At 66.8% G+C, this 24,598-nt stretch carries 27 protein-coding genes; 11 read left to right on the forward strand and 16 right to left on the reverse strand.

All coding sequences use genetic code 11. The features are described 5' to 3' along the window. Positions 1-9: 9 nt before the first annotated feature. The 7 genes from AC3IT0_RS22010 to AC3IT0_RS22040 form a co-directional block, all read right to left on the reverse strand. Positions 10-828, reverse strand: coding sequence for an alpha/beta fold hydrolase (locus AC3IT0_RS22010; RefSeq protein WP_489321750.1), 819 nt, complete (start codon positions 826-828; stop codon positions 10-12). Continuing rightward, entirely contained in the window at positions 821-2,281 is a 1,461-nt protein-coding gene (locus tag AC3IT0_RS22015; RefSeq protein ID WP_489323871.1) for a lyase family protein, read from the reverse strand. Before AC3IT0_RS22015 ends, AC3IT0_RS22010 begins: the two co-directional genes overlap by 8 nt. A 14-nt stretch (positions 2,282-2,295) precedes the next feature. After that, on the reverse strand, positions 2,296-2,856 hold the full coding sequence (gene pcaG, locus AC3IT0_RS22020) for a protocatechuate 3,4-dioxygenase subunit alpha (protein ID WP_489321751.1): 561 nt from the start codon (positions 2,854-2,856) through the stop codon (positions 2,296-2,298). Position 2,857: 1 nt separating this feature from the next. Further along, positions 2,858-3,640, reverse strand: coding sequence for a protocatechuate 3,4-dioxygenase subunit beta (gene pcaH, locus AC3IT0_RS22025; RefSeq protein WP_489321752.1), 783 nt, complete (start codon positions 3,638-3,640; stop codon positions 2,858-2,860). Positions 3,641-3,706: 66 nt separating this feature from the next. Next, positions 3,707-5,632 carry a bifunctional sugar phosphate isomerase/epimerase/4-hydroxyphenylpyruvate dioxygenase family protein gene (locus AC3IT0_RS22030; RefSeq protein ID WP_489321753.1) on the reverse strand — a complete coding sequence of 642 codons (1,926 nt, stop codon included), beginning with the start codon at positions 5,630-5,632 and terminating at the stop codon, positions 3,707-3,709. Next, positions 5,632-6,513 carry a shikimate dehydrogenase gene (locus AC3IT0_RS22035; protein ID WP_489321754.1) on the reverse strand — a complete coding sequence of 294 codons (882 nt, stop codon included), beginning with the start codon at positions 6,511-6,513 and terminating at the stop codon, positions 5,632-5,634. The genes AC3IT0_RS22030 and AC3IT0_RS22035 overlap by 1 nt, the downstream gene beginning before the upstream one ends. A 129-nt stretch (positions 6,514-6,642) precedes the next feature. Then, positions 6,643-7,458, reverse strand: a complete 816-nt coding sequence (locus tag AC3IT0_RS22040; RefSeq protein ID WP_489321755.1) for an IclR family transcriptional regulator — start codon at positions 7,456-7,458, stop codon at positions 6,643-6,645. 148 nt (positions 7,459-7,606) lie between these two features. Between AC3IT0_RS22040 and AC3IT0_RS22045 the strand changes: the two genes are divergently transcribed. Further along, entirely contained in the window at positions 7,607-8,926 is a 1,320-nt protein-coding gene (locus AC3IT0_RS22045; RefSeq protein ID WP_489321756.1) for an MFS transporter, read from the forward strand. A 119-nt stretch (positions 8,927-9,045) separates the two neighbouring features. Here AC3IT0_RS22045 and AC3IT0_RS22050 read toward each other — a convergent pair whose 3' ends face one another. After that, complete coding sequence (locus AC3IT0_RS22050; protein WP_489321757.1) at positions 9,046-10,122, reverse strand: ATP-dependent DNA ligase; 1,077 nt, start codon at positions 10,120-10,122, stop codon at positions 9,046-9,048. Positions 10,123-10,245: 123 nt separating this feature from the next. Here AC3IT0_RS22050 and AC3IT0_RS22055 point away from each other — a divergent pair, with 123 nt between their 5' ends. Together AC3IT0_RS22055 and AC3IT0_RS22060 are read left to right on the forward strand one after the other, a co-directional pair. Beyond that, positions 10,246-11,472: a pyridoxal phosphate-dependent aminotransferase gene (locus AC3IT0_RS22055; RefSeq protein WP_489321758.1), complete on the forward strand. Its 1,227-nt coding sequence runs from the start codon at positions 10,246-10,248 to the stop codon at positions 11,470-11,472. A gap of 149 nt (positions 11,473-11,621) precedes the next feature. After that, the gene (locus AC3IT0_RS22060) at positions 11,622-11,858 is read left to right on the forward strand and encodes a hypothetical protein (RefSeq protein ID WP_426989018.1); all 237 of its coding nucleotides are present in this window, start codon (positions 11,622-11,624) and stop codon (positions 11,856-11,858) included. 69 nt (positions 11,859-11,927) lie between these two features. Here the strand turns inward: AC3IT0_RS22060 and AC3IT0_RS22065 are convergent, their stop codons facing one another. The 3 genes from AC3IT0_RS22065 to AC3IT0_RS22075 form a co-directional block, all read right to left on the reverse strand. Beyond that, positions 11,928-12,215: a MoaD/ThiS family protein gene (locus tag AC3IT0_RS22065; protein WP_485836871.1), complete on the reverse strand. Its 288-nt coding sequence runs from the start codon at positions 12,213-12,215 to the stop codon at positions 11,928-11,930. Then, entirely contained in the window at positions 12,208-13,353 is a 1,146-nt protein-coding gene (locus tag AC3IT0_RS22070; protein ID WP_489321759.1) for a WD40/YVTN/BNR-like repeat-containing protein, read from the reverse strand. The genes AC3IT0_RS22065 and AC3IT0_RS22070 overlap by 8 nt, the downstream gene beginning before the upstream one ends. Positions 13,354-13,430: 77 nt before the next feature. After that, on the reverse strand, positions 13,431-13,631 hold the full coding sequence (locus AC3IT0_RS22075; RefSeq protein WP_489321760.1) for a hypothetical protein: 201 nt from the start codon (positions 13,629-13,631) through the stop codon (positions 13,431-13,433). Positions 13,632-14,013: 382 nt separating this feature from the next. Between AC3IT0_RS22075 and AC3IT0_RS22080 the strand changes: the two genes are divergently transcribed. The 6 genes from AC3IT0_RS22080 (at position 14,014) to AC3IT0_RS22105 (ending at position 19,441) form a co-directional block, all read left to right on the forward strand. After that, on the forward strand, positions 14,014-14,541 hold the full coding sequence (locus AC3IT0_RS22080; protein WP_489321761.1) for an LPXTG cell wall anchor domain-containing protein: 528 nt from the start codon (positions 14,014-14,016) through the stop codon (positions 14,539-14,541). A 132-nt stretch (positions 14,542-14,673) separates the two neighbouring features. Then, positions 14,674-15,432 (forward strand): class F sortase, encoded by a 759-nt coding sequence (locus AC3IT0_RS22085; protein WP_489321762.1) that lies wholly within the window; start codon positions 14,674-14,676, stop codon positions 15,430-15,432. Between the two features lie 61 nt (positions 15,433-15,493). Continuing rightward, positions 15,494-16,012, forward strand: a complete 519-nt coding sequence (locus tag AC3IT0_RS22090; RefSeq protein WP_489321763.1) for a universal stress protein — start codon at positions 15,494-15,496, stop codon at positions 16,010-16,012. A 312-nt stretch (positions 16,013-16,324) separates the two neighbouring features. Next, complete coding sequence (locus AC3IT0_RS22095) at positions 16,325-16,672, forward strand: metal-sensitive transcriptional regulator (RefSeq protein WP_489321764.1); 348 nt, start codon at positions 16,325-16,327, stop codon at positions 16,670-16,672. Between the two features lie 59 nt (positions 16,673-16,731). Beyond that, positions 16,732-16,962, forward strand: a complete 231-nt coding sequence (locus AC3IT0_RS22100; protein ID WP_058930688.1) for a heavy-metal-associated domain-containing protein — start codon at positions 16,732-16,734, stop codon at positions 16,960-16,962. A gap of 25 nt (positions 16,963-16,987) precedes the next feature. Beyond that, a complete protein-coding gene (locus tag AC3IT0_RS22105; RefSeq protein WP_489321765.1) occupies positions 16,988-19,441 on the forward strand; it encodes a heavy metal translocating P-type ATPase in 2,454 nt (817 codons plus the stop codon). 88 nt (positions 19,442-19,529) lie between these two features. On the opposite strand, the gene AC3IT0_RS22110 is transcribed toward AC3IT0_RS22105, so the two are convergent. Further along, positions 19,530-19,802, reverse strand: coding sequence for a DUF2277 domain-containing protein (locus tag AC3IT0_RS22110; protein WP_104062916.1), 273 nt, complete (start codon positions 19,800-19,802; stop codon positions 19,530-19,532). Positions 19,803-19,984: 182 nt separating this feature from the next. Here AC3IT0_RS22110 and AC3IT0_RS22115 point away from each other — a divergent pair, with 182 nt between their 5' ends. Next, a complete protein-coding gene (locus AC3IT0_RS22115) occupies positions 19,985-20,248 on the forward strand; it encodes a WXG100 family type VII secretion target (RefSeq protein WP_489321766.1) in 264 nt (87 codons plus the stop codon). Between the two features lie 142 nt (positions 20,249-20,390). Here AC3IT0_RS22115 and AC3IT0_RS22120 read toward each other — a convergent pair whose 3' ends face one another. Beyond that, a complete protein-coding gene (locus AC3IT0_RS22120) occupies positions 20,391-21,413 on the reverse strand; it encodes an EamA family transporter (RefSeq protein ID WP_489321767.1) in 1,023 nt (340 codons plus the stop codon). A 71-nt stretch (positions 21,414-21,484) separates the two neighbouring features. Between AC3IT0_RS22120 and AC3IT0_RS22125 the strand changes: the two genes are divergently transcribed. Further along, positions 21,485-22,030: a CGNR zinc finger domain-containing protein gene (locus AC3IT0_RS22125; protein ID WP_489321768.1), complete on the forward strand. Its 546-nt coding sequence runs from the start codon at positions 21,485-21,487 to the stop codon at positions 22,028-22,030. Here the strand turns inward: AC3IT0_RS22125 and AC3IT0_RS22130 are convergent. The 3 genes from AC3IT0_RS22130 to AC3IT0_RS22140 all read right to left on the reverse strand — a co-directional run bounded on the left by AC3IT0_RS22130 (position 22,027) and on the right by AC3IT0_RS22140 (position 24,472). After that, positions 22,027-22,398: a hypothetical protein gene (locus tag AC3IT0_RS22130; RefSeq protein WP_489321769.1), complete on the reverse strand. Its 372-nt coding sequence runs from the start codon at positions 22,396-22,398 to the stop codon at positions 22,027-22,029. The genes AC3IT0_RS22125 and AC3IT0_RS22130 overlap by 4 nt on opposite strands. Before the next feature lie 105 nt (positions 22,399-22,503). Further along, the gene (locus tag AC3IT0_RS22135; RefSeq protein ID WP_489321770.1) at positions 22,504-23,094 is read right to left on the reverse strand and encodes a hypothetical protein; all 591 of its coding nucleotides are present in this window, start codon (positions 23,092-23,094) and stop codon (positions 22,504-22,506) included. A 25-nt stretch (positions 23,095-23,119) separates the two neighbouring features. After that, entirely contained in the window at positions 23,120-24,472 is a 1,353-nt protein-coding gene (locus AC3IT0_RS22140) for an MATE family efflux transporter (RefSeq protein ID WP_489321771.1), read from the reverse strand. Positions 24,473-24,598 lie beyond the last annotated feature (126 nt).

The following is a 24,598-nucleotide window of genomic DNA, read 5'->3' on the forward strand; positions in this document are numbered from 1 at the left end:
CCGGCGCGCTCACTTGGCTGCTCCGCGCGATTCGCTCCAGGTGATGAGGCTCCGCAGCAGTTCGGCAACGTGGGCGGGTGCCTCGGCGGGGGCAAGGTGCGCCACGCCTTCGAGGGTGACGGCGTTCGCAGTGCCACCCCCGGCGGTGATTCCGGCAACAATTTCTTCCGCGAACGACGGCGGCACAACAGTATCCGCCGCGCCCGCCACCGCCTGCGTGGGGACTGTGATGCTGCCGAGTTCGGGGCGGACGTCGTAGCCGGCCAGGGCTTCGCAGCAGAAAGCGTAGCTGAAGCGGTCGGCGTCACGGAGTGAGTGCAGGAGCCGGCTGCCCAGGTCCGGTTCCCGGTCCATAAATCCGGGGGCAAACCAGCGCTCAGCGGAGCCCTGGATGACCACGGGCGTGCCCTGGCCGCGGACGAGTTCCGCGCGGTCCAGCCAACCTTCGGGCGTGCCGATCTTGGCGCCGGAGCACTGGACTGAAAGGCTCTTGAGGCGTTCGCCGTGCTTGATGCCCAGCTGGAGGCCGGTGGCGCCGCCGAGGGAAACCCCGGCGTAGTGGAAGGCAACGCCTGGGGCGATCGAGTCCACCAGGTCCACCACGGAATCCGCCAGGCCCGCGACGTCGAACGCCTCGGTGGCGGCCGGTGAGACGCCGTGGCCAGGCAGGTCCCAGGCCACCACATCGTAGTCGTTGGCCAGCAGTGCCGCGGTCCCGCTCCACAGGATGGAGGAAGTGCCCAAGGATGGCCCCACTACCAACAGGGGACGTTCGCCGAGGGCCCGTTGGGGCGAAAGCAGAACTGCCTTCAGGGTCGGTTTAGCCACGGTTGGCTCCGTTCTGGGTAGGTGTTGAAAAGTCGGGGTAGGCGGCCAGGATCCGGCGCGAGATCTCGGCTGCCTGGCCCAGGTAGCTGGCGGGCTCCAGGAGTTCGTCGAGCCGCAGATCGGTGAGCACGCCCGCCGGGACGGCCTCGCGGAGCAGCCGGCGGTAGGTGGCACCCTGTTCGGCGGCGGGCGCCTGAAGCGTCCGGTCCACCACGGCTTGCAACTGCTCCTTGCCGGTTCGGCCATCCTTCTCAGCCAGCAGCGGGGCAACTGCGGCGCCCACGCCTTCGGCCAGGAGCAGCGGTAGGGCAAGATCCAGGTGGCGGCGAATGGCGTCGGGGAAAACCTGCAGGCCTTCGGCGAGCTCCCGGAGGTGCCCGGCCGCGCCGAGTGCCAGGCGGAGGAGCTGGCGCAGGGCCGGCCATTCGGTGTGCCAGGCGGCGTCGGGGCGTTCGTCGTTGAAGTTGGCGGCAGCCAGATGCAGCTGGGCCACCAGCTGGGGCGCCTGGAGGGCGGCGCTGCGGATGAGGACCGACAACACCGGGTTCTGCTTCTGCGGCATGGCCGAGGACACGCCGCGTCCGGCGGCGCGCGGTTCCGCGAGTTCGGCCACCTCGGGCCGGCTCAGGAACAGGACGTCCGTGGCGATCTTGCCGGCGGCGTCCAGCACGGAGGCCAGCGAATTGCCGAGGGACGTCACGGGCAGCCGGTTGGTGTGCCAGGGTGCCACGGCTGGCGCGAGACCCAGCTGCTTGGCCAGGGAATCCGCAAGAGTAAAGGGGGTGGCGGACGTGCCGGCGGTCAGCACAGTGCCCGCGGCCAGGGTTCCGGCCGCCCCGCCGAACTGCACCGGGAACTGCACGTTGCCCAGCTGCCGGCCGGCAGCGGCGAGCCCATGGAACCACTGCGCCGCCCGCAGCCCGAAAGTGAACGGAAGCGAGTGCTGGGTCAGGCTCCTGCCCACGCCCAGCGTGTCCGCATGCTTCGCCGACAAGGTGGCGAGCGCCGCCGTCGTGCATTTCAGATCCGCCAGCAGCGCCTCAACGGTGTTGCGCGCGAGCAGCATCAGGGCCGTGTCCAGTACGTCCTGGCTGGTCAGCGTGGTGTGGACCGCCTTCAAGGCACCCACCCGGCCGGCATCCAGCGCGGTGACGTGCTTTCGAAGGTCTGCCAGCAGCGGGATCACCGGGTTGCCGCCACCCTGGGCCCGGAGCGCGATACCTGCTGCGTCGTAGCGTCCCGCCTCGGCGGCGGAGGCCACGACGGCGGCGGAACCGGCAGGCGCCAGGCCCGCCTTCTCCAGCGCGGCGGCCCAGCCGGACTCGACGGCGAGGATCGCCGCCAGCACGGCGCGGTCACCGGTCAGCGCCGTCACGAGGGGCGACGCCGAGACGGGACTCAGCAGGCCGACGTCGCCGTCGGCCGCGCTTCCGAAGTGGCCGGTGCCTTCCATGCCGGCAGCGTCCGTCACTGGAAGTCCAGGAAGACTGTTTCGCCCTCGCCCTGCAGGCGGATGTCCCACGTGAGTCCGCCGTCGGGATCGCGGCGGGCAATGAGGGTACGACGGCGGTCCGGGTCCAGGGAGCTGAGCAGCGGGTCCTTGGCGAGGGCTTCCTCGTTCTCCGGCAGGTATACGCGGGTGAACAGGCGGTTCATCAGGCCGCGGGCAAACACGGCCACGGAGATGAAGGGCGCGGATCCAGGAGCGGTGGGTCCCGGATTCACGGTGGTGAAGGTGTACACGCCGGAGTTACCCACAGCGCTGCGGCCCCACCCGGTGAACGTGTAGCCGTCGCGGACCAGGGAGCCGGTCCGCTGCACGATCTTGCCCTCGGCGTCAGGCTGCCAGATCTCCAGGATGGCGTCCGGGATCGCTTCGCCTGAGCCGTCGTACACGGTCCCCTGGAGGCGGATGGAACCTGCCGAGCCGGGGGCCAGGAGTTCATTGTCCTTCGCGTACGGCAGGGCGTAGCCGTAGAACGGGCCGACGGTCTGGCCGGGGGTGGCAACAAGTTTGGTGGTAGTCACGTTATTCCTCGTCTCCTGCTGCGCCCAGCGCTTCGTTTTCGGTCCAGGTCCGCTTGGACCCTGTCAGTACGATGTCCCAGTTGTAACCGAGCGCCCACTCGGGCTGGGTCAGGTCGTGGTCATAGGTGGCCACGAGGCGGTCACGGGCGTCCTGGTCCACGATGGACTGATAGATGGGGTCCAGCGGGAACAGCTGGTCGCCCGGGAAGTACATCTGGGTGACGATGCGCTGGGTGAACTCCTGGCCGAAGAGCGAGAAGTGGATGTGCGCCGGGCGCCAGGCGTTGAGGTGGTTCTTCCACGGGTAGGCGCCGGGCTTGATGGTGGTGAACCGGTAGGAGCCGTCCGGGCCGGTGATGCAGCGGCCCACGCCGGTGAAGTTAGGGTCCAGCGGTGCCGGGTGCTGGTCGCGCTTGTGGATGTAGCGGCCGGACGAGTTGGCCTGCCAGATCTCCACGAGCTGGCCGGCCACGGGGCGGCCGTCCCCGTCCAGGACCTTGCCGGCCACGATGATCCGCTCACCCTGGGGTTCGCCGTTGTGCTGGATGGTCAGGTCCGCTTCCAGCGCGTGCACGTCCTGGTGGCCGAAGGCCGGCGAGTACAGCTCGATGGTTTCCGGGTCCGCGTGATGCAGGCTCTTGGTGGGGTGCCGGAGGATGCTGCTGCGGTAGGGGGCGTAGTCCAGCCGGGGCTGGGTCTCGGCCGGGGCGCCATCCTTGAGCGCACGCGCGTAGGCATCGCCCATGGCGTTAATCTCTGCACTGAGATCCTGCTGTGTCTCCACTGCGGCCTCCTTTTCTGTGGTTGTTGCTGCTGGTTATTGCTGCTGAGTGGTGTTGGTGGTGCTGTCCTACCGGTGCTGCAGGTGGTCGTACTGCACCGCGTGCCGCACGGGGGCATTCGGAGCGCCGTAGCCGTCGTAGGCGCCGCGGCGTTCCACCATTTCGAAGAACACACTGCCCACGGTGGCGGTGTAGAAGTGCAGGAATTCGCCGTCGGCGTCCCGGTCGTACAGCAGGTTCAGGTCCTGCAGCGTGGCCAGGAAGTCCGGTGCCAGCCCGAAGCGTGCGTCCAGGTCCTCGTAGTAGTTCGCCGGGATCTGCAGGAACTCCAGGCCGCGGGCCTTGCAGTCCGTGGCGGTGGCGACCAGGTCATCCACGGCGAAGGCGATGTGCTCCTGGTACGTCTTCCGCTGGCCGGCGCCGGAACCGTCCTGCTGCGTGAGCGGTGCCAGGTTCAGCACCAGCCGAACCGAGCGGTCGCCCGTGACCATCACCTGCGAGCGGACCAGGCCGGTGGGGCTGGGCACCTCCGCGAACGGCTGCGGCGCCAGGGCGAGGGCGCTGGTGTAGAAGAGAACGGCTTCGTCAAAGTGCTGCCACGGCTGGGCGAGGTTGACGTGGTCGATCACCGCCGCGCCGTTGGCCGCCGGCACGTCCAGCCCCTCGCCGAATTCGCTCGTCCAGGCAGCGGTGCCGTCCGGGCTGCCCTGGCACAGGAAGATCTCCGTGGAGTCCGGGGCGGCGAAGCCCTGGAACACCTCCTCGTTGGCCTGGCTTTTGCGCGGGACCGCGGGGGCCTTCAGCTGCTGGGCCCGGGCGGCGGCAATCACCGGGGAGGCGACGTCGAACCCCAAAGCCGCGATAGCAGGTGACGTATTCCCGGAATTGTCCGCCAGGTTGTCCCCGGACACGGGTGCCGCCTCGTTGACGATCACGCGGGCGTGGCCCATGGTCCACAGCTGCACGTCCTTGGTGCGGTGCCGGCCGTTGAACTCAAAGCCGAGCTGGGCCAGTACGGTTTCCAGTCCCTTGGTGTCGGCGGCCCTGACCTCGGCGAAGTTATAGCCAGCCGGCTCGGCCACCTGCGGGAGTGTGGCCAGTTCCATGGGATAACGACGGCGGGACGCGGCCGGGGTGCCGCCCGCGCCGGTGCCCGTCCCGGCGTCGGAAGCAGCATCCAGCCATTTGGCGCTCTGTTCCTCAAGCCAGATGAGCGAGCGCATGGCATCCACGGCGGTGCGTTCCACGTCCGACTGGCGGAAAACGTCGTTAAAGATCTCCAGCGACACGGGGCCGCTGTACCCCGCCCGGACCACGTGGCCCATGAACTTGGCGAGCTCGAACTGGCCCTCGCCCGGGAAAACCCGGTAGTGCCGGCTCCAGGAGAGGACATCCATGGAGAGCTTGGGGGCGTCGGCCACCTGGACGAAGAAGATCCTGTCCGCGTTGAAGGCCTCGATGGGGGCGGTGTCCCAGTTGCGGGACAGGATGTGGAAGGAGTCCAGGCAGGTGCCCAGGTTGGGGTGGTCCACCGCTTCCACCAGCCTGTGGGCGTGCTCGTAGTCGCTGACGTACTTGCCCCAGGCCAGGGCCTCGTAGGCAACCTTGACGCCATGGTCCCCTGCCAGCGCAGCCAGGTGGCCGAGCTGTTCCACCCGGAGGTCGTCGCTGTCGATGCTGGCGGTGGCCACGTTGGAGCAGACCAGGATGGTGTCCATGCCCAGCCGCGCCATGAGTTTGAATTTGGCTTCGGCACGCCGGAGATTGGCGGCCAGAAGGTCCCCGGACACGCTGTCGAAATCACGGAACGGCTGGTAAAGATCCAGCGTGAGGCCAAGGTCGGCCGCCATCTTGCGGACGTCCTCGGGCGTGAGCGGCGACGTAACCAGGTCCTGTTCGAAGATTTCAATGCCGTCAAAGCCCGCGATGGCGCAGGCCTGCATCTTTTCCTTCAGGGTGCCGGACAGGCAGACCGTCGCGATTCCGGTGCGCATCAGGCAGCCACCTCTTCCTTGGCCACAAGCTCCAGGAAGTGGCTGCGCATGCGGTCCGCGTTGGCTTCGAGTCCCGTGAAGATCCGGAACGAGTCAGCCGCCTGGCCCACGGCCATGCGGCCGCCGTCCAGGACCTCACAGCCTAGGGCGCGGGCGCCGCGGACCAGTTCGGTATCGATCGGGCGGTAGACGATGTCCGCCACCCAGTGCCGGGATTCCAGCAGGTCCAGGTCCAGCGGGACGCCCGGGTGGGCGGCCATGCCTACGGGTGTGCAGTGCACCAGACCGTCGGCCAGCGGCATCAGCTGCGGCAGCTCCGCCGTCGTACGCGCTGTGACGGTGCTGCCCGGGAAGAAGCCGGCCAGCTCTGCGGCGCGTGCCTCGCAGCGGGCGGGGTCAACATCCACCAGGTCCAACGCCTTCACGCCGGCGGTTAGCAGGGCGTAGGCGACGGCGGAACCGGCACCTCCCGCGCCCAGCTGGACGACGCGGTCCAGCCGCGCGCCCGGAAGACCGGAGGCCAGCGCGGCGGCGAAGCCAGAGAAATCGGTGTTGTGACCGATGAACCGGCCGTCCTCGATGACCACCGTGTTGACGGCACCGAGCCTGCGGGCATCCGGCGAGACCTCGTCCAGGTGCGACAGCACAAGCTGCTTGCACGGATGGGTGATGTTCAGGCCGTTGAAGCCGAGGCTGCGGGCACTCTTGAGCAGGTCCCCCACAGCCTCACCGGGCAGTCCGAGCTCCAGCAGGTCGATGGGGCGGTAGAGGTAGCGCAGGCCCTGCACATCGCCTTCGCGTTCGTGCATGGGGGGAGTGAGTGACGGCATCACGCCGTCGCCGACCAGTCCCACAAGGTAGGACTCAGTTCGATTGCTCATCCGGGCAGCTCCTTCGATACGGCACCCGGCGGGCGGCGGTGCTCGAGGCGGCCGCGGCGGGTCGGGTGATAGGGATTACAGTACAACACTTGTTCACTTCTCGCACGCTTGTTCTACATACGAACAAATTCACCGCTGCGGCAGGCGGGCGGACAGCTCGGCCGCCGCCTCCTGCAGCAGGGGCACGTGGGCCAGCAGGGCTTCCAAGCTGAGGCGGAAGACCGGGACGGCCGTGGCCAGGGAGGCGAAGGCGTGGCCCTGCGAATTGAGCAGCGGCACAGCCACCGCCCGCATGCCGTTTTCATTCTCCTCATCCATCACCGCATACCCCTGGCGGCGGACCTTCTGGATCTCCGCGCGGAAGGCAGCCCGGTCCGTGATGGTGTGCTCGGTGAGCGGCTCCAGCTCAAGCTCCTCGAGCAGGGCTTCACGCTCCGCATCCTCGGCAAAAGCCACCAGGGCCTTGCCCACGGCAGTCGCGTGCAGGGCGCCCAGGTGCCCGGGGTCGCTCGTGACGCGGAACATCTGGGGGCCGTCCACCTTGTTGACCGTGAGGTGGTGATGGCCGTCGCGGACGCTGAGGATGGTGGCCTCCCCCGTCTGCTCGGTCATGCGACGTAGGACCGGTAGCGCCGTGCCGGCAAATCCGTGATGGTTGGAGACGCGCTGCCCCAGCTGGAAGATGCGCAGGCCCAGATGGTAGCGGCGGCCGTCCGGCTCATAGTCCACAAATCCGTCCCGCGTCAGGGATCCCAGCAGGCGGTAGGTGGTACTGAAGGGGAGGTCGGCGCGGCGCGAGATCTCCGCGGCGCTGGCGCCGCGCGGCTCGTCCCCCAGCAGGACCAGCAGGCCCAGGGCCTTGCCCACCATGTCCGTGCGGTCGCCCTTGGGCGCCTTTGGCTCAGCGGCGACGTCATCGGGCGCTGTGGTTTGATTCACACTCATATGACGATGTTGCCACATCGTGGGAACTATTTCTAGATGGTGATTATTTTCTTGACAAGTGACAGTGCTCACAGCCATCATTGCTATATCGCACAAGTAGCTCCCACCATGTGGCTACTGGACAACGTCGTCACATCTAAGGAACTCCATGAGCCAGACACTTCCGACCGCCGGGCCGGGCACCGTTGCCCCGGCCGGGACGCCCAAGAAAGCAGCCCTCGCCAGCTTCCTGGGCAGCGCCGTCGAATACTACGACTTCTTCATCTTCGGTTCCGCCGCCGCCCTGATCTTCCCCACCGTGTTCTTCCCGGACGCCGGGGCCAATGCGGCCGTTATGTCCTTCGCCACCTTCGGCTTCGCGTATGTGGCACGGCCGGTGGGCGCCGTCATCCTGGGCCACTTCGGTGACCGGGTGGGCCGGCGGAAGGTCCTGATGTTCACGCTGCTGCTGATGGGCGCCTCCACGTTCCTCATCGGCTGCCTGCCCGACTTCAACACCGTGGGCTGGTGGGCTCCGGCACTGCTGGTGCTGGCAAGGCTTTGCCAGGGCCTCTCCGCCGCAGGTGAGCAGGCCGGGGCGTCATCCATGACGCTGGAACACGCGCCGGACAACCGCCGCTCGTTCTTCACCTCGTGGACCCTCACGGGCACCCAGGGCGGCCAGATCCTCGCCGCCCTCGTGTTCATCCCCGTCCTTGCCCTCCCGGACGAGATCAAGTACGGCATCGGCTGGCGCATTCCGTTCTGGCTCAGCGCCGTGGTGGTGCTGGTGGCATTCTTCATCCGGCGCACCCTGCACGAACCGCCGGCTTTCGAGGAAGCCCAGAAAACCGCCCAGATCTCCAAGCTTCCGGTCGCCGATCTCCTCAAGGACCACTGGCGCGACGTGCTCCGCGTGGTTTGCTGTGCCTTCATCGCCGCCGTCTCCACCGTGTTCGGCACCCTCGCCATCAGCTACGCCAAGACCGTCGCCGGTGTTGACGGCACCACCACGCTGTGGCTGGTGGTCGGCGCCAACCTGGTGGCACTCGGCACCCAGCCGCTCTTCGGCATGCTCGCCGACAAGATCGGCCGCAAACCGGTCTTCATCTACGGTGCCGTGGCCAGCGCCATCCTGACCCCAGCGTTCCTGCTCAGCCTGGAATCCGGCAGCGTTCCGCTGATGTTCCTCGCCGCCATCGGCTTCTTCTCCTGCGGTTACGCAGCATCAAACGCCGTCTGGCCGTCCTTCTACGCCGAGATGTTCAGCACCAAGGTCCGCTTCTCCGGCCTGGCCATCGGCACGCAGCTCGGGTTCCTGATGGCAGGTTTCGCCCCGGCCATCGTGGCAGCGATGGGCGGCATCAGGCCCGGCGGCTGGGTCCAGATCAGCATCTTCACCGCCGTCATCTGCGGCATCGCGGCCATCTCCGCCCTGACGGCCAAGGAAACCTTCAACGTCCCCACCAAGCAGCTCGGCCTGAAGTGACGCACTAGCCCAATTTTGAGACCGGAAAGCCCGCCATTCCCTCGAGTGGCGGGCTTTCCTGGTGAAGAATGGGCCACTCCGGCAGCAAGAAGTACGACGGCGATGTGTGGCTTGGGTGCCTAGGGCCGGCCGGTCTCCAGGACCGACGCCAGGTCGAAGCTGACCGGCTCCTCCAGCTGGGCGTAGGTGCAGGACTCGGGATCCCGGTCCGGCCGCCAGCGGTTGAACTGGGCCGTGTGCCGGAACCGGTCGCCCTCCATGTGGTCGTACCTGACCTCCACCACCAACTCCGGCTTCAGCGGAATGAAGGACAGGTCCTTGCCCGCGCTCCACCGGCTGCCCTCCGCGTTCCGCGGGGTCCGATCGCCTTCCTCCTGCTTGGCCCAGGCCCAGGGATGTCCGTCGAAGTCCGTGACCAGCGCCTGGAGTTCCTCGAACAGCTCCTGCCGGCGCTTCATCGGGAAGGCGCCGATCACGCCCACGCTGGCCAGGCCGCCGTCGTCCTTGTACAGGCCAAGCAACAGCGAGCCGATGGCGTCCGGTCCGCTTTTGTGAACGCGGTAGCCGGCCACCACACAATCCGCCGTGCGTTCGTGCTTGACCTTGAACATCACGCGTTTGTCCGGCTGGTAGCTTCCCTCCAGCGGCTTGGCCACAATCCCGTCCAGGCCGGCGCCCTCGAACTGCTGGAACCACTGCTCGGCAGTGGCCTTGTCCTGGGTCGCCGCCGTGACGTGGACGGGAGCCTTGCTGCCCGCAAGCGCCTGCTCCAGGGCGGCCCGACGCTCGGCGAAGGGCCGGCCGGTGTAGTCATCGTCGCCCAGGGCCAGCAGGTCAAAGGCCACAAACTTGGCGGGCGTCTGTTTGGCGAGAAGCTTCACCCGGCTGGCGGCGGGGTGGATGCGCTGCTGCAGGGCGTCGAAGTCCAGCCGGTCACCGGATGCCCCCACCAGGACAATCTCGCCGTCCAGCACGCAGCGGGGCGGCAGGTTCTCCTTCAGCCCCTCGACGAGTTCCGGAAAGTACCGGGTCATGGGCTTTTCGTTGCGGCTACCGATCTCCAGCTCATCGCCGTCACGGAAAATGATGGACCGGAACCCGTCCCACTTGGGCTCATAGCTGAGGGCCCCGTCGGGCATTCCGCTCACGGCCTTGGCAAGCATGGGCGGGACGGGAGGCATCACGGGAAGTTGCATAGTGCCCATTCTTGCCCGGGAGGTCCCCCGGCGGTAGGCCTGATCCGGTAAAACCCCAGTTGGGAGCCCGCTCCTGCCTGCACCACGGGTGCGGCGCATGATGCTGCTGTGAAAAGATCAAGCATGCGCCCCATGCAACACTCCAGTAAGCTCCAGAACGTCCGGTATGAGCTCCGCGGGCCCATCCTCCAGGCTGCCAAGAAAATGGAGGCCGAGGGGCACCGGATCCTCAAGATGAACCTGGGTGACACGGCACCGTTCGGCATGGAAGCGCCGGAGTCGGTGGTGGTGGACATGATCCACCACCTGCGGGGCGCCCAGGGTTACAGCGATTCCAAGGGGATTTTCTCCGCGAGGACGGCCATCTCGCAGTACTACCAGACTCGCGGCCTGATGCAGATCGGCGTCGAGGACATCTTCATCGGCAACGGTGTCAGCGAGCTCATCTCCATGTGCCTGCAGGCCTTTATGGAAAACGGCGACGAAATCCTGGTTCCTGCACCCGACTACCCCCTGTGGACGGCAGCCGTGACCCTGACTGGCGGCAAGCCGGTGCACTATCTCTGCGACGAGGCCGAGGACTGGTGGCCGGACATGGCCGACGTCGAGGCTAAGATCACCAGCCGCACCAAAGGGATCGTGATCATCAACCCGAACAACCCCACGGGTGCGGTGTACCCCCGGTACATCCTGGAGCAGTTCGCGGCCCTGGCCCGGAAACACAACCTGGTCCTGTTCTCCGACGAGATCTACGAAAAGGTGCTCTACGAGGACGCCCAGCACATCCACACGGCTTCGGTGGCAGAAGATGTGTGCTGCCTGACCTTCAGCGGCCTGTCCAAGGCCTACCGCATGCCCGGGTACCGGTCAGGCTGGGTGGCCATCACCGGTCCGCTGGCCGCCACCGCCGGATACCGTGAAGGACTGGAGCTGCTCGCCTCCCTGCGCCTGTGCCCCAATGTGCCCGCCCAGCACGCGATCCAGACCTGCCTGGGCGGCTACCAGAGCATCGAGGCCCTGGTGAAGCCCGGCGGCAGGCTGCGCGAACAGCGCGACCTCGCGTACAGGCTCCTGACGGCAATTCCCGGCGTAACGTGCGTGCCCGCCGCGGGGGCCATGTATCTGTTCCCCCGTCTGGACCCGGAACTCTACCCTGTCACGAGCGACGAACAGTTTGTCCTTGACCTCCTTCAGGACCAGAAGATCCTGGTCTCCCACGGCACCGCTTTCAACTGGCCGGCACCGGACCATTTCCGTTTTGTGATCCTTCCATCGGTCTTGGACATCGAAGAAGCCGTACGCAGGATCGCCGCGTTCCTGGCCATGTACCGCAGCCGTGTTGCGGCCTGACCTCCCGTCGGGCAACCGCCGGCACCGGAAACCGGCACGGCCCGGAGAACTAACCGGCACCTAACGTTGAGGAAACCAGGGCGCAACATTGCCCGGCCACACTGGAAGTGCCGGCATTCGCAGGCACCAGCTCCAGCCAGGAGGCCCCCATGTTGAAGGAAGCCAAAGCCCATGTAACAAGAGTCCGCGCCCTGGACCAGCTCCACCGCGGCGACGAAATCGAGGCCCGCCTCTCCGTAGGCCCCAGCTACGACGACGTGGTCATCCGCCGTGGCCTGGTCCAGGAGACGGCCCCGGGAATCGGCGTTGTCTGGATCATGGACCATCACACCGGCTCGCGGAAAGCGATCAATACGGACGAATGCAGCGTCTGGCGGATTGCCTGACCCCGTTTCGGGCCAGCGGGCGCAGTCAGTCAGAACTGCCCGCCGGACCGCTCACGAGAGTTCTCGGCCTTAACCTCCGGCCACCGACTGGATGACCAGCACCTCCTGCCCGGGCGACACCTCGGTTTCCAGGCCCTGGAGCCGGCGCACCTCGTCGCCGGCCACGTAGATGTTCACGTACCGGCGAAGAGCTCCGGTTTCGTCCCGCAGCCGCCTGGCCAGCACTGGGTAACCCCCGGTCACCGAATCCAGCAGGCTTCCCACCGTCACCGTCCCGTCGGCGGGCGCAGTCAGGATGGACTGCCCGCCGGCCAGGGGCTGGAGGATGCTGGGTAGTACCACGCTGATGTCAGGCACCGCGGGCTGCCGCCGTTTCCGGAACCGCCAGTCCAGCCGCGGAGACCACGGCGGCGCGGACACACAGGACGTCGGGGAGATGGCTGACAACCTCCACAAACGTCTCCCCTTCATCCGCGCTGGCGTACACCGTGCCGCCGCGCGTTCCGAAGTAGACGCCGGCCGGCTCGGATGCATCCACGCCCGCGGCGTCGCGGAGGACGCTGTTATACTCCCCCTTGGGCAGGCCGGTATCCAGGCGCTTCCAGGTGGCCCCGGCGTCGTCCGTTCGGTGCACGGCAAGCTTCCCTTCGGGCGGGATCCGCTCGCCGTCGGCCTTGAGCGGCACAACCCAGGCGGTTCCTTCCCGCCGTGGGTGCGTCAGCATCACAAAACCGAAGTCGGCAGGAAGTCCCTCGGCGATGGAGTTCCAGTTTTCGCCGTTGTCATCTGTGCGGTAGACGCCGTGATGGTTCTGCGCGTAAAGCCGTCCTTCCACTGCAGCATCCGCCGCGATCTTGTGAACGCATTGGCCGAACTCAGGATTGGGGTCCGGCATGAAGTAGGCCGAAATACCCTTGTTGCGGGGCTCCCAGGACGCACCGCCGTCGAGCGAGCGGTACACACCGCCGGTGCTCATGGCGACGTGGACGTTGTCCCCGGCCGGGTTCACCACGATCGAGTGGGCGGCGGCGCCGCCGTAGCCCGCACCCCATTCGCTGCGATGAGGATGGTCCCAGAGCCCGCGGTTGAGTTCGAAATGCTCTCCGCCATCGGTGGATTTCCAGACCGAGATCGGTTCGGCCCCTGCCCACACCACTCCTGGCCGCGACTCTGCATCCGGGTAGATCTGCCAGATGCGCTCCACTGCCGCGCCGGTGTCTTCGGGAAACGTTATGGCGCCCTGTTCGGGTTCGGTCCAGGTGGCGCCCAGGTCATCGGAATGGGCCACGGTAGGGCCCCAGTGCTCGGACCTGACGCCCACCATGATCCGTGTACGGCCGTCCCGCGTGTCGATCCCGATGCTGGGGATTTCGCTCATCAAAAAATGCGGGCCGGAGAAGGACCATTTCTTTCGGTCCTGGCTGGTGGCCAGCCAGAGGCCTTTTTTGGTCCCGATCGCTAAGACAATGTTCTCTGCGGTTGCCATGCACCCCATGCAACCACCCCGGCCGGAGGGCCGCAACGCTTTTCTTCGCTATGTGGACTGGCCCGGCGTGGCCGGACCGCGCCCTGTCAGTCGACGAATTCGGACTGCGTCTCGATGAAATCCCAGTCCGCTTCGGTGAGCACGGCCACCGGGGTATCCGGATGCGGCCCGCCGGCTTCGGCGATGCCCTGCAGCACCGGCAGCGGCAGTTCCTCCGCACGGAGGTTTTCCCGCAGCCACTCCTTGGTTTGCAGGTTCAGATCCAGCCACCACATGTAAATTTCCATGCCGGTCACGCACCTTTCGTATGCTCCAACGTTAGGCTCCGCCCTGTCCACGTTCAAGGGTGGCCACAATCCGGCAGCGCTCCCGGTTCCGCGTACACGCAGGTAACGCCGCAGGTCAACGGGGTAGAAAGATGAGTACCCGCTACTCGCGACGACACCCCTCCGCCGCCCCTAGCCTGAAGTCACAAAAGCAAGCTGACCATGCTGTTGGGGCATTCGGGGCCGCCGCTACCCCTCGCTGACATGGTCCTTTTCTGACAAGTCTGGGGAGAAAACAATGAAACGTACCTTTGCAACACTGGGGGTTGTGGGGCTGGTATTGCTCAGCCTCCCGGCCCCGGCCAGCGCGAATGAAAAAATTGACATTTGCCATAACGGCAAGATGAACGGCGTCAATTACACCGCTGCCTCACTGACTGGCCACAGCGGTCACAGCGGCGACATCATCCCACCCAACGAGTTTCTGCCCGCCGGCTTGAACTGGACCGTTCAAGGGATGGCGGACTTTGCCAACCTCTGCGAATCCGTGACCCTCCCACCTGTGGTTGACCCACCGGTTGACCCACCGGTTGACCCACCGGTGGATCCTCCAGTTGACCCCCCGGTCGACCCACCCGTCGATCCCCCGGTAGACCCACCGGTCGACCCGCCGGCAGCGGTGACCGAGGCCGCCGGCGCGGTCACTCCGGCAGCGAAGTCGCCCGCCCCGAAGGCAGCAGCCGCAAAGGCGCCCGCCGCGGCAGCAGCCGCTGTCAGCAAGGGCACCAACCAGGGCTTCAACGCACAAACCGCCGCGGGCGGAACAGATGAAAGTACTACCTGGCTGGCCGGTCTGGGCGTCCTGCTGGGTGCGGGCGCTGTGGTTGCAGTGCGTCGCAAGTCCCGGACGGAATCGCCGACGGCGGGCTAACGCCGCCAGCGCATCCGGGGGCTGTTACCGAGGGCGTCCCGCCAAATCCTGGCGGGACGCCCTCGGCGCAATTTCAAGCCGTCGCACCCACCACCTTCTGAACGCATAGGCTCCTGAACGCAAAGGAACATCATGGCCAAGCACTCCGGCACTCACGGCGTCCTCGGTGGCGTCCTGCGTGTCCTGGACGGCCTGCGCGTCCGGGGGTGGAATCGTGGAGATCTGGCAATCCTGCTGTGCGGAGTCCTGGGTTTCCTGTCCCTCACCTTCGGCGCACCCCTGCTCAATCACGGGGACGGCGCGATCCCCACAGCTGAAGTGTCGGCACCATCCCGGGCCACGCCGTCGTCCGTTCCTTGGCCGCTGTCCGCCACGGGTCAGGCCCCGGGGGCAGCTCCGCAGGTGGCAACCGCCACAGAAACCGCCGTTCCCCTCCCGGCCTTGCCGGATGCCTCCGCACCCCTGCGTATCCTCTATCCTGCTGCGGCAATCGACACGGCCGTCCACCCCCTTGAACCGGACGCGTCGGCCGTCGCCACCCGGACTGTGGAGCCGCCCACCACCATGGACGGGTATTGGCTGACGCCGTTCGGTACTCCGGGCAACGGGTCGGGCAACACCACGTACATCATCGGGCACAGCTGGGAGGGCCGGGACGCCCCGTTCAACCACCTCAGCTCAGCTGCCCTCGTTGGCGACACGTTCGACGTCGTCACCGCAACCGGCACCATCCATTACCGCGTGGACAGCGTCACCACGTACCTCAAGGACAGCCTCAAGGACAGCCCCATCTGGGACATGGTGCCCAGCCGTGTGGTCCTGATCAGCTGCTACACGGAAGACCCTTGGGGGAAAAACGTGGTGGTCTCGGCATCGCCCGTTGCGGCCTGACACGTCCACGCGCCGCACACGGCCCTGTTCAAGGGGCGCCGTGCAGGCACAGAATGGCCTTATGAGTCCAGAACGTTTCAGTGGCCCGCCTCCACTCCTGGTCGGCGTGTTGCCCGATCAGCATCCCGAGGTGCTCAAGACCGCAACATCTCTCGCGGCCCGCCTGTCAGCGCCGTTGCTGTTCGCCTACGTTGACGAGGCCAGCTATCTGGTGGAATGGGATCCCGCCAGATCCGCGCACCGGCTGTCGCTGCACCCGGACAAGGACGACGACGACATCCGCTCCGTCACCACGGAACTCAGGGGGGTGATCGCGGAAGCCGTGGCCGACGCCGCGGCGTCGGGCGCCCCCGTGGATTGGACCCTGCGGACCCTGGCGGGGGATCCGGGCCGCGCCCTCGCCCGGCTCGCCGCGGAAAGCAACTCCCCCATGATCATCGTGGGAACCTCGGAGCGGGGCCTGACCCACCGGATCTCCGAGATGCTCAACGGGTCAGTGGGACTCTGGCTCACGCACCATCAAAGCCGGCCGGTGCTGGTTGTTCCCTACCGGAGGCCAGCGCACCAGGACGAGGCCTAAGCCGGGAGCCCGAGCCGTTTTCGGGTGACCGAAATAATAAAGCGAAAGTACTTATTCGAGGTGGTAGCGGACGGCCATACTGGCAAGTAAGCTAATTCAAGCAGAACGATCCGGCCGCAACGGCCGGATGAATCTGCCCAAAAGCTGCTCCGGAGTGCGTATCCCCCAATAACGCACTCCGGAGCTTTTTTGTGCCCTTCCATAACCACACCGGGGTTATGGGAGGGTCCCGGGCTCGTGGAGCGCGCCTCCGATTTTTGATACCCCTAGGGGGTACTTGCCATATACCCCCATGGGGTATATGTTTGCAGCATGGAACCTTTGCAGGACACCTTGACCACACACATCGTCGCTGATCCGGCGCCTCCGCATGGCTACACCGCCAACAAGGAGGCATACCTGCGCAGGCTCAAACGCATCGAGGGCCAGGTCCGCGGCATCGCCCGGATGGTGGATGAGGACAAATACTGCATCGACATCCTGACCCAGGTCTCCGCGGTCACCAAGGCGCTGCACGCCGTGAGCCTCGGACTTGTGGAAGAGCACATCGGCCACTGCGTGGTGGGCGCCGCCGGGGAACCCGATCCCGCCCTACGCGCTGAGGCCATAGACGCCAAAGTCAAGGAAGCTACAGAGGCCATCGGCCGCCTCCTGCGCTAACCGTCCACAAACCACCCATTCACGGCCGGCCACCGCCGGCCACACTCAAGGAGCCAGCCATGAGCACCACCTCCACCACCGTCAACGTGTCCGGCATGACCTGCGGCCACTGCGTTTCGTCCGTCAGCGAGGAACTCGAATCGCTCGCCGGGGTTGAAACGGTCGACGTCGAACTCAACGCCGGCGGCATTTCCACCGTCACCATCACCTCAAGCCAGGAGTTGTCGCCGTCCGAGATCGGCGAAGCGGTAGCCGAAGCCGGCTACCTGGTTGTTGCCAACGACGCGTAACGCCGTCCGATTCGGGGGATCCATCATGAGCACAGACCATCTCCATCACCAGCCCCAAACCCGGGTGGTTGAACTGGACATTGAGGGCATGACCTGCGCCTCCTGCGTGAACCGCGTGGAAAGGAAGCTCGGCAAACTCGACGGCGTCGAAGCGTCCGTCAACCTGCCGCTGGAATCCGCCCACGTCACCGTCCCGGCCGGCATCACGGACCAGCAAATCGTGGACACAGTCAACGCCACAGGCTACAAAGCAAAGCTCCGCGTGCCGCGCTACCCGAGCCAGAGCCACCCCGTCCACGGGCCCGACGCGCTCGGCGCCCTGCCCGCAAGCGCCGACGTCGGGGGCTTGCGGCAGCATGCGTCTAAGCGAGGCACGAGCGAGCATGCCGAGCAAGTCGCCGGTGGCGGCGCGCAAGGTGACCACACGCAACACGGCGGCGCCGAAGGCGGCGCGCAAGGCGACCACACAGACCACATGTCCCACGGTCCCGCCGCCGCCCAGCTCCTGCCGCGGCTGATCGTGGCGGCTTTCCTGACGCTCCCAGTCCTCGCGATTTCGATGGTCCCAGCCCTGCAGTTTCCCAACTGGGGCTGGGTGGCCGGGGCTTTGGCGCTTCCGGTGGTCAGCTGGGCGGCCTGGCCCTTCCACCGCGCGGCGGCCATCAATGCGCGCCACCTGGCATCCACCATGGACACGCTCGTCTCCCTCGGCGTCGCCGCTGCCTACGTCTTCAGTCTCTGGCAACTGGCCCTGGACCCCCTGATGACCGAGCACCCGGCCATGGAGGGAATGGAATCCGGTGGCCTGTACTTCGAAGTGGCCGCCGTGGTCACCACGTTCCTGCTTCTGGGACGGTTCCTTGAGGCCAACGCTAAGCAGAAGGCCGGCGATGCCCTCAAGGCGTTGCTGAACCTCGGCGCCAAGGACGCCACCATCCTGCATCACGGATCCGAACACAAAGTCCCCGCCGATCAGCTCCGAGTGGGCGACGTTGTGGTGGTCCGCCCCGGCGAGAAAATCGCCACGGACGGCGAGGTGATTGACGGCGTGTCAGCTGTGGACGCCTCCCTCCTGACCGGCGAATCCGTTCCCGTTGAGGTGGAGCCCGGGAGCAAAGTCACCGGCGCCACCATCAACACTTCCGGCCGGCTGCTGGTCCGGGCCACCCGCGTGGGCTCCGAAACCACGCTGGCGCAGATGGCCCGGCTGGTCTCGCAGGCGCAGACCGGCAAAGCCCCCATCGCCCGCCTCGCCGACCGGATCAGCGCCGTCTTTGTCCCGATCGTGCTGGCCATCGCTGTGCTCACATTTGGGCTGTGGCTCGCGTTCAGCGGCCTGGCGATTGAGCCTGCCGAGCTCAGGGCCGCCTTTACCGCCGCGGTTACCGTCCTGGTCATCGCGTGCCCGTGCGCCCTGGGCCTTGCCACTCCCGTGGGACTGCTCACCGGAACCGGCCGGGGAGCCCAACTGGGCATCCTGATCAAGGGCCCGCAGGTCCTCGAAGACACCCGTACCGTGGACACCATCCTGCTCGACAAGACCGGCACCGTCACCACCGGAAAACTCGCCGTGGGCGGCACGCTCGCGTTTGACGGTTACCAGGGCACAGACGTGCTGCGGCTCGCCGGCGCCGTCGAGGCGGCTTCGGAGCACCCGATCGCGCACGCCATCGCGGCCGCGGCCGCTGAGGCACAAACCGGGCACGACGACGGCGGGCGGCTCCCCGCCGTCGAACACTTCCGTTCGGCACCCGGCGGCGGAGTGGTGGGAACCGTTGAAGGGCGCGTGATTCTGGCGGGCCGCACCGGCTGGCTCACGGAGAACGGCGTCAGCCCTTCCGGCGAGCAGCTGGAGGCGCTGGCCGAGGCGGAAGCCACCGGCGCCACGGCCATCTGGGTGGCGGTGGACGGTACCCCTGCCGGAATCATCAGTCTCCGCGACACCGTGAAGCCGGGATCCGCGGAGGCTGTGGCAAAGCTGAAGAAGCTCGGGCTGCGCCCCGTCCTGCTGACCGGGGACAACGCGGCGGTGGCCGCGCAGGTCGCTGCCGCCGTCGGCATATCCCCTGACGATGTTTATGCAGGGGTTCTGCCCGCCGGGAAAGTGGACGCCGTCCGCCAGCTCCAGGCAGGCGGGGCCATTGTGGCGATGGCCGGCGACGGCGTGAATGACGCCGCCGCACTGGCCCAGGCTGACCTGGGCATCGCCATGGGATCCGGTACGGATGTGGCCATCGAGGCGGCGGACCTCACCGTCATGGGCAACGACCTGGGACAGGTGGCACAGGCCATCGAATTGTCCCGGCGGACGCTGGCCACCATCAAGACCAACCTGTTCTGGGCGTTCTTCTACAACGCCGTCGGCATTCCTGTGGCCGCCCTGGGCCTGTTGAACCCGATGCTTGCCGGTGGCGCGATGGCGGCGAGTTCCGTCCTGGTGGTGGCCAACTCGCTCCGGCTGCGAAGCTTCGGCAAGTAGGCAGCGCCCACCCCAACCAGGTCGCGCTAACTGTCGTTATGGACGCTCAAAACGACTGTTGGCGCTACTTACTTTGAGGGGAAGCCGCTCAGGCGGTGCCGAAGCGCACGGCCGCGCGGGCCCTGGCCTTGGCGGCCTCTTCGTCCCGGTGTTTGGCGGGAGCGTGGGTGACCAGCGAATCCAGCAGGTGCTGGGTGATGTGGGCGATCTCGTGCACCGCCGCCTCGAAGGCGTCTTCGTTGGCCTTGGACGGCTTGGTGCTGCCGCTGACCTTGCGCACATACTGCAGCGCGGCGGCATGCACTTCCTCAGACGTGGCGTGCGGTTCAAAGTTGTGGAGGGTTCGGATATTCCGGCACATAAGCCCATGCTAGGCTCTGGAACGCTTGGGATCGACCCCCAGCCCTGGCCCGCATGGGCAGCGGTGCCCATCGACAGTGTTTTGGGGCGGGGATAGGTTCTAGGTGATGGATCTTCCGGATGAGCCGGGGGCCGCTGGGGATGCCGATCTGGATCGGATCCAAGACAACGAGGAGAAAACTGATGGCTATTTGGGGCGCAGATGTAGAACAGCTCAGGACTCTGGGCAGCAAGCTGCAGGCCGGTGCCGGCGAGATCGAGCAGCAGCGAGCCAACCTCTCCCGCGTGCTGGACAGCACCAACTGGGAAGGCCCGGACGCCACCCACTTCCGCGGCGAATGGTCGGGCACGCACACCGCGGCCCTGAACCAGGTCATCCAGGCGCTGAAGGATGCCGGCCAGAAGGCCACCAAGAACGCCAACGAGCAGGACCAGGCTTCACGCTAACCGCAGAAGCCCAAACGCGGGGGCCCGGACACAACACAGTGTCCGGGCCCCGCGGCAGTTAACGGCCGGGCACGGCGGCGGTGCCACCGGGCTGTGGCGCCTGCCCTTCAGGGCAAGTCCTTCAGGGCAGGGCAGCCGGCACTCAGGGCACAGGTTCGACGTCGTTCGCGTGGTCCAGCGGGGCGGGCGTCCCGGCAGTGGTTGCGGCGGCGCCGGTGGCTGACGCTGGACCGGAGCGCATCTCGTCCAGCCGGACCAGAACCACCCCGCCGACGATCAGGACGCCGCCCAGGAGCTGGATGGCGCCGGGCAGCTCACCCAGCAGCAGCCAGGCCCAGGTCACGGCGAACAGCACCTCGGTCAGCGAGACGAAGGACGCAACTTTGGAGCCGAGGGCGCGGGCAGCGACTATGCCGGAAACGTACGCCAGGACTGTTGCCAGGATCACCAGGCCACCCAGGGAGACCCACCAGGGCGTGATCCAGGGGCCGAGCCTGGTATCCGCGGTATTGAAGGTCATGGGAAGCAGTCCCGTGGCGGCCGCCAGCCACATAACGGCTGCCCCCACCAGCAGCCCGGCGGATGCAAGGACGATGGGCGGCAGGGAATCGTTTTCCTTGGCCGTGATGAAGAAGTAGATGGCAAGGCAGACGGCAGCGGCCAGCCCCCACAGGACCCCGACGAAGTCGATCTTGACCGTTCCGGTGAGGTCCAGCACAAGGATCAGGCCGCCGAGCGACAGCACCGTTCCACCGAACGTCAATGCACGTGGCCGCTTCTTGCTGGCTCCCCATAGCCAAAGCACGATGAGGACCGGAGCCAGGTATTCAAGCAACAGCGCTACGCCCACGGACAGGCGGGCCACGGCATTGAAGTAGAACAGCTGGCAGGCAGCCACGCCGATCAGGCCGAAAAGACCGATGGTGACCCAGTTGTCGCGCAGCTGGTACCAGCGTCCGCGCAACGCCAGGACGGCAGGAACCGCAAGAATCAGCGCGGCACCGGTCAGGCGGGCCGTCACGGCGGCGCCGGGGGACCAGCCGGTTTCCAGGAGCGCTTTCGCGAACGAGCCGGAGAGCCCGAAGACGGCAGAGGAGAACAATGCGATTCCAAGGCCGGAGCCAAGGAATCCGCCCGCGGCTGCGGGGTTAGGGGCGGCAGACACCGGCGCCTCCTGTCAGGAGTAAAGTGGGGTAATGGTCCTGACACTACGCCCGCTCCCAGTAAGGAGTCAAGATGGTCTTTGCCCCTGACACCGAAATAGCCCTGCGCACCGTGGTCAACCTCATCAACACCGCCGCCAACGGCCGGGAATCACTCGCCACGGTGGCGGACCTGGATCACTTCCTTCACGCCGAAGCGTTCAGCGGATCCCGCGCCGGCGATGCGGCGGAAGTGGCGAGCGTCCACGAACTGCGCAGCCGGCTTGCCGCCCTGTGGACCGCCGACGAAGACACTGCCGTGGCGGGCGTCAACCGCCTGTTGCGTGAGGCAAACGCACTGCCCCAGCTGATAAAACACGACGAGTGGGACTGGCATCTGCACGCCACAGCCAGGGATGCGCCGCTGGCAGAGCGCATGGGGACCGAGGCTGCGATGGCCCTCGTGGACGTCATCCGGAGCAAGGAGATGGACCGCCTGCTGGTGTGCGAGGCCGAGGACTGCGATGCCGTGGTGCTGGACCTCAGCCGCAACCGGTCAAAGCGGTATTGCGATACCGGGAACTGCGCCAACCGCGCGCACGTGGCAGCTTACCGCGCGCGGCAGGCCACTGTCCGCTAGGAGTTGCTGGAGCCTGGGCTCTCAGCATCCGGAGACTCAGGGGCGGAGCCGGCCTGGCTTGGGCCGTGTCCCCCGAATCCATGCGACGGCTTCCGCGCGGAACTCAGGTTGACGCCGGATCCCTTGCCCAGGTGTTCGGCGTTCTCCTTGTGGCTCATGGCCAGCATGGCGGCGATCACCAGCGTGACGATGAACGCGATGCCGGCGCCCGTGAAGGCGAGGTCGAACCGCGGGGTCTTCTGACTGCCGCCTGAGGCGAAGATCAGCACCGTAACGAAGGCGAGGACGGCCCAGAACGCGGAGAACATCAGCGGCCCCTTCACCGAGGTCCGCAGCTTGCGCGGTTTTCCTGGTTTCTGGTCTGCCAAGGTAGTTCCTCTCCTACAGCCATGCCGAAGGGCGTGCTGGTTCGAATGTGTGCGGGGTTGTTCCGGGCGCGTTTTCTACGCCGGGTAGAACCTTTCGCTTCTAGTTTACGGCTTCGGGGAGGCGGGCCGGGAATCGTGCCGCAGCGTCAGTCCGGAGAGGACCCACAGCACACCGGAGATGATGGCCCCGCCGCCAGCGACGCCAAGGAGGGCATGGGCTCCGAGGCTGATGAAGAAAGGCAGGATGGCCGCCGTGCCCAGCCCGATGATGCCCGAGGCCAGCCAGTCGCGGGCCAGCACGTGCCGGCCGCGGTACCGGAGTCCGCAGTACAGCTCCACCGCTCCGGCCATTCCAAGTCCCACCGCGGCGACGACGCCGAAGACCCGGTCCCCGTGAAGCAATGCCAACGCAACACCTGCGCCTGACAGGGCGGCCCCTGCGGCGGAGAGGATTTTGCCGGGCATGCTGTCACGCTGGTAGCCCGTCTTCGGGATGGCCCAGAGCAGCAACAAGCCCGTGACCAGCAGATACAGCCCGCCCGACCAGCCCATGACCTGGACCGATGGTCCGGCCCAGAAAATTGTCACGGCGCCGAACATGAGCGCGGCCACGGCCCGGAGCAGTACCGGCTTCCACAGGTCTGCCTGCTGGGCGGTGCCTGCGGGAGAATCCGTGGGTGTCAATGGTTGGTTCACCGGTCCAGTTTAGTGGCCACCGGCCCTATGGCGAACCCAGCACCATCCAGCGGTCTGACCGCGCGCGCAGGCCAAGCGTCAGGGCCCGGGCGGCCATATAGCCCAGCGCGAAGGCGGCCCACAGCCAAACGAGGCCTGCAGCAGCGGACATGCCGGAGACAGCAACGGCCGCGAGCATGGGGACGTAGACGGCGAGGTTGACCACGCCCGCCAGCGCCAGGTACTTGGCGTCACCGGCGCCGATCAGCACGCCGTCCAGGACAAAAACATAACCGGCAAGGGGCTGGCCGGCGGCCAGGATCCACAGGGCGTAGGTCAGCACGGACTGCACGCCGGCGTCGGACGTGAACAGCGCCCCCGCCCAAGGCGCAGCGACGGCCAGCAGGGCTCCCGTGACCGCGCCGAATCCGACACCCCAGCGGATCATGGTCCGGGTCAGGTGCCGCGCCCGGACGGGGTTGGATGCGCCGAGCTCCTTGCCGATCAGGGCCTGGGCGGCAATCGCAAGGGCATCGAGGGCAAAGGCGAGGAACGAGAAGATGGTCATTGCCAGCTGGTGCGCGGCCAGGTTGACGGCACCTTGTCCCGTCACCACAAAAACCGTGGCCAGGATAGCCACGCGCAGGCTCAGCGTGCGGAGCATAAGCCACGAACCGACCCGGGTCATCGCACGGATCCCGCTCCAGTCGGGCCACAGGCTGATGCCGTGCCGGGCGGCATTCCGCCGGACCATCACCAGATAAACGGCCGCCATGGCCCATTGCGCCACGCTGGTGCCTGCCGCCGAGCCGGCAACGGACCAGCCCAGCCCGTAGACCAGCCACAGGTTGAGGACAATATTCAGGGCAAAACCCGCGCTGGCCACGAGCAGCGGCGTCCTGGTGTCCTGCAACCCGCGGAGGACACCGGTGCCCGCGAAAATGAGCAACATGGCCACCAGGCCGGGCATGGACCAGCGGAGATAGTCAACCGCGAACGAGCGAACCTCACCCTCCGCCCCCATCAGGGACACCAGCGGTTCAGCGGCCCAGAAACCGGCCACCGCCAGGCCTATGCCCAGCAGGAGTGCCAGCCAGACGCCGTCGCGCCCTGCGGCGAGTGCCTTGCCCAACTGGCCGTGTCCCATCGCGCGGGCCACCGCCGGGGTGGTGGAGTACGCGAGGAAAACCATCAGGCCGACGGCGGTGTGCAGCACGGCGGAAGCGAGCCCCACGCCTGCCAGCTGGGCCACGCCGAGATGGCCCACGATGGCCGAGTCCGCGAGCAGGAACAGCGGTTCGGCGATCAGCGCACCGAACGCAGGAACGGCAAGCCGCAGGATTTCCTGGGCATGGCTGGCGGGACGCTGGACGGCAGCCGGGGCGGATTGGTTGGGCACCGTTTCAGCCTAACGGCCGGCACCGACCACCTGGCGGCGCTGCTTCCGTGACGCCGGAAGTCGTGACAACGAACACAACCCAACGGAATTACTTGACACTTCAACCAATTGTGCAGAACACTTGAA

The sequence above is a fragment of the Pseudarthrobacter sp. KH_020_B genome (assembly GCF_057840185.1).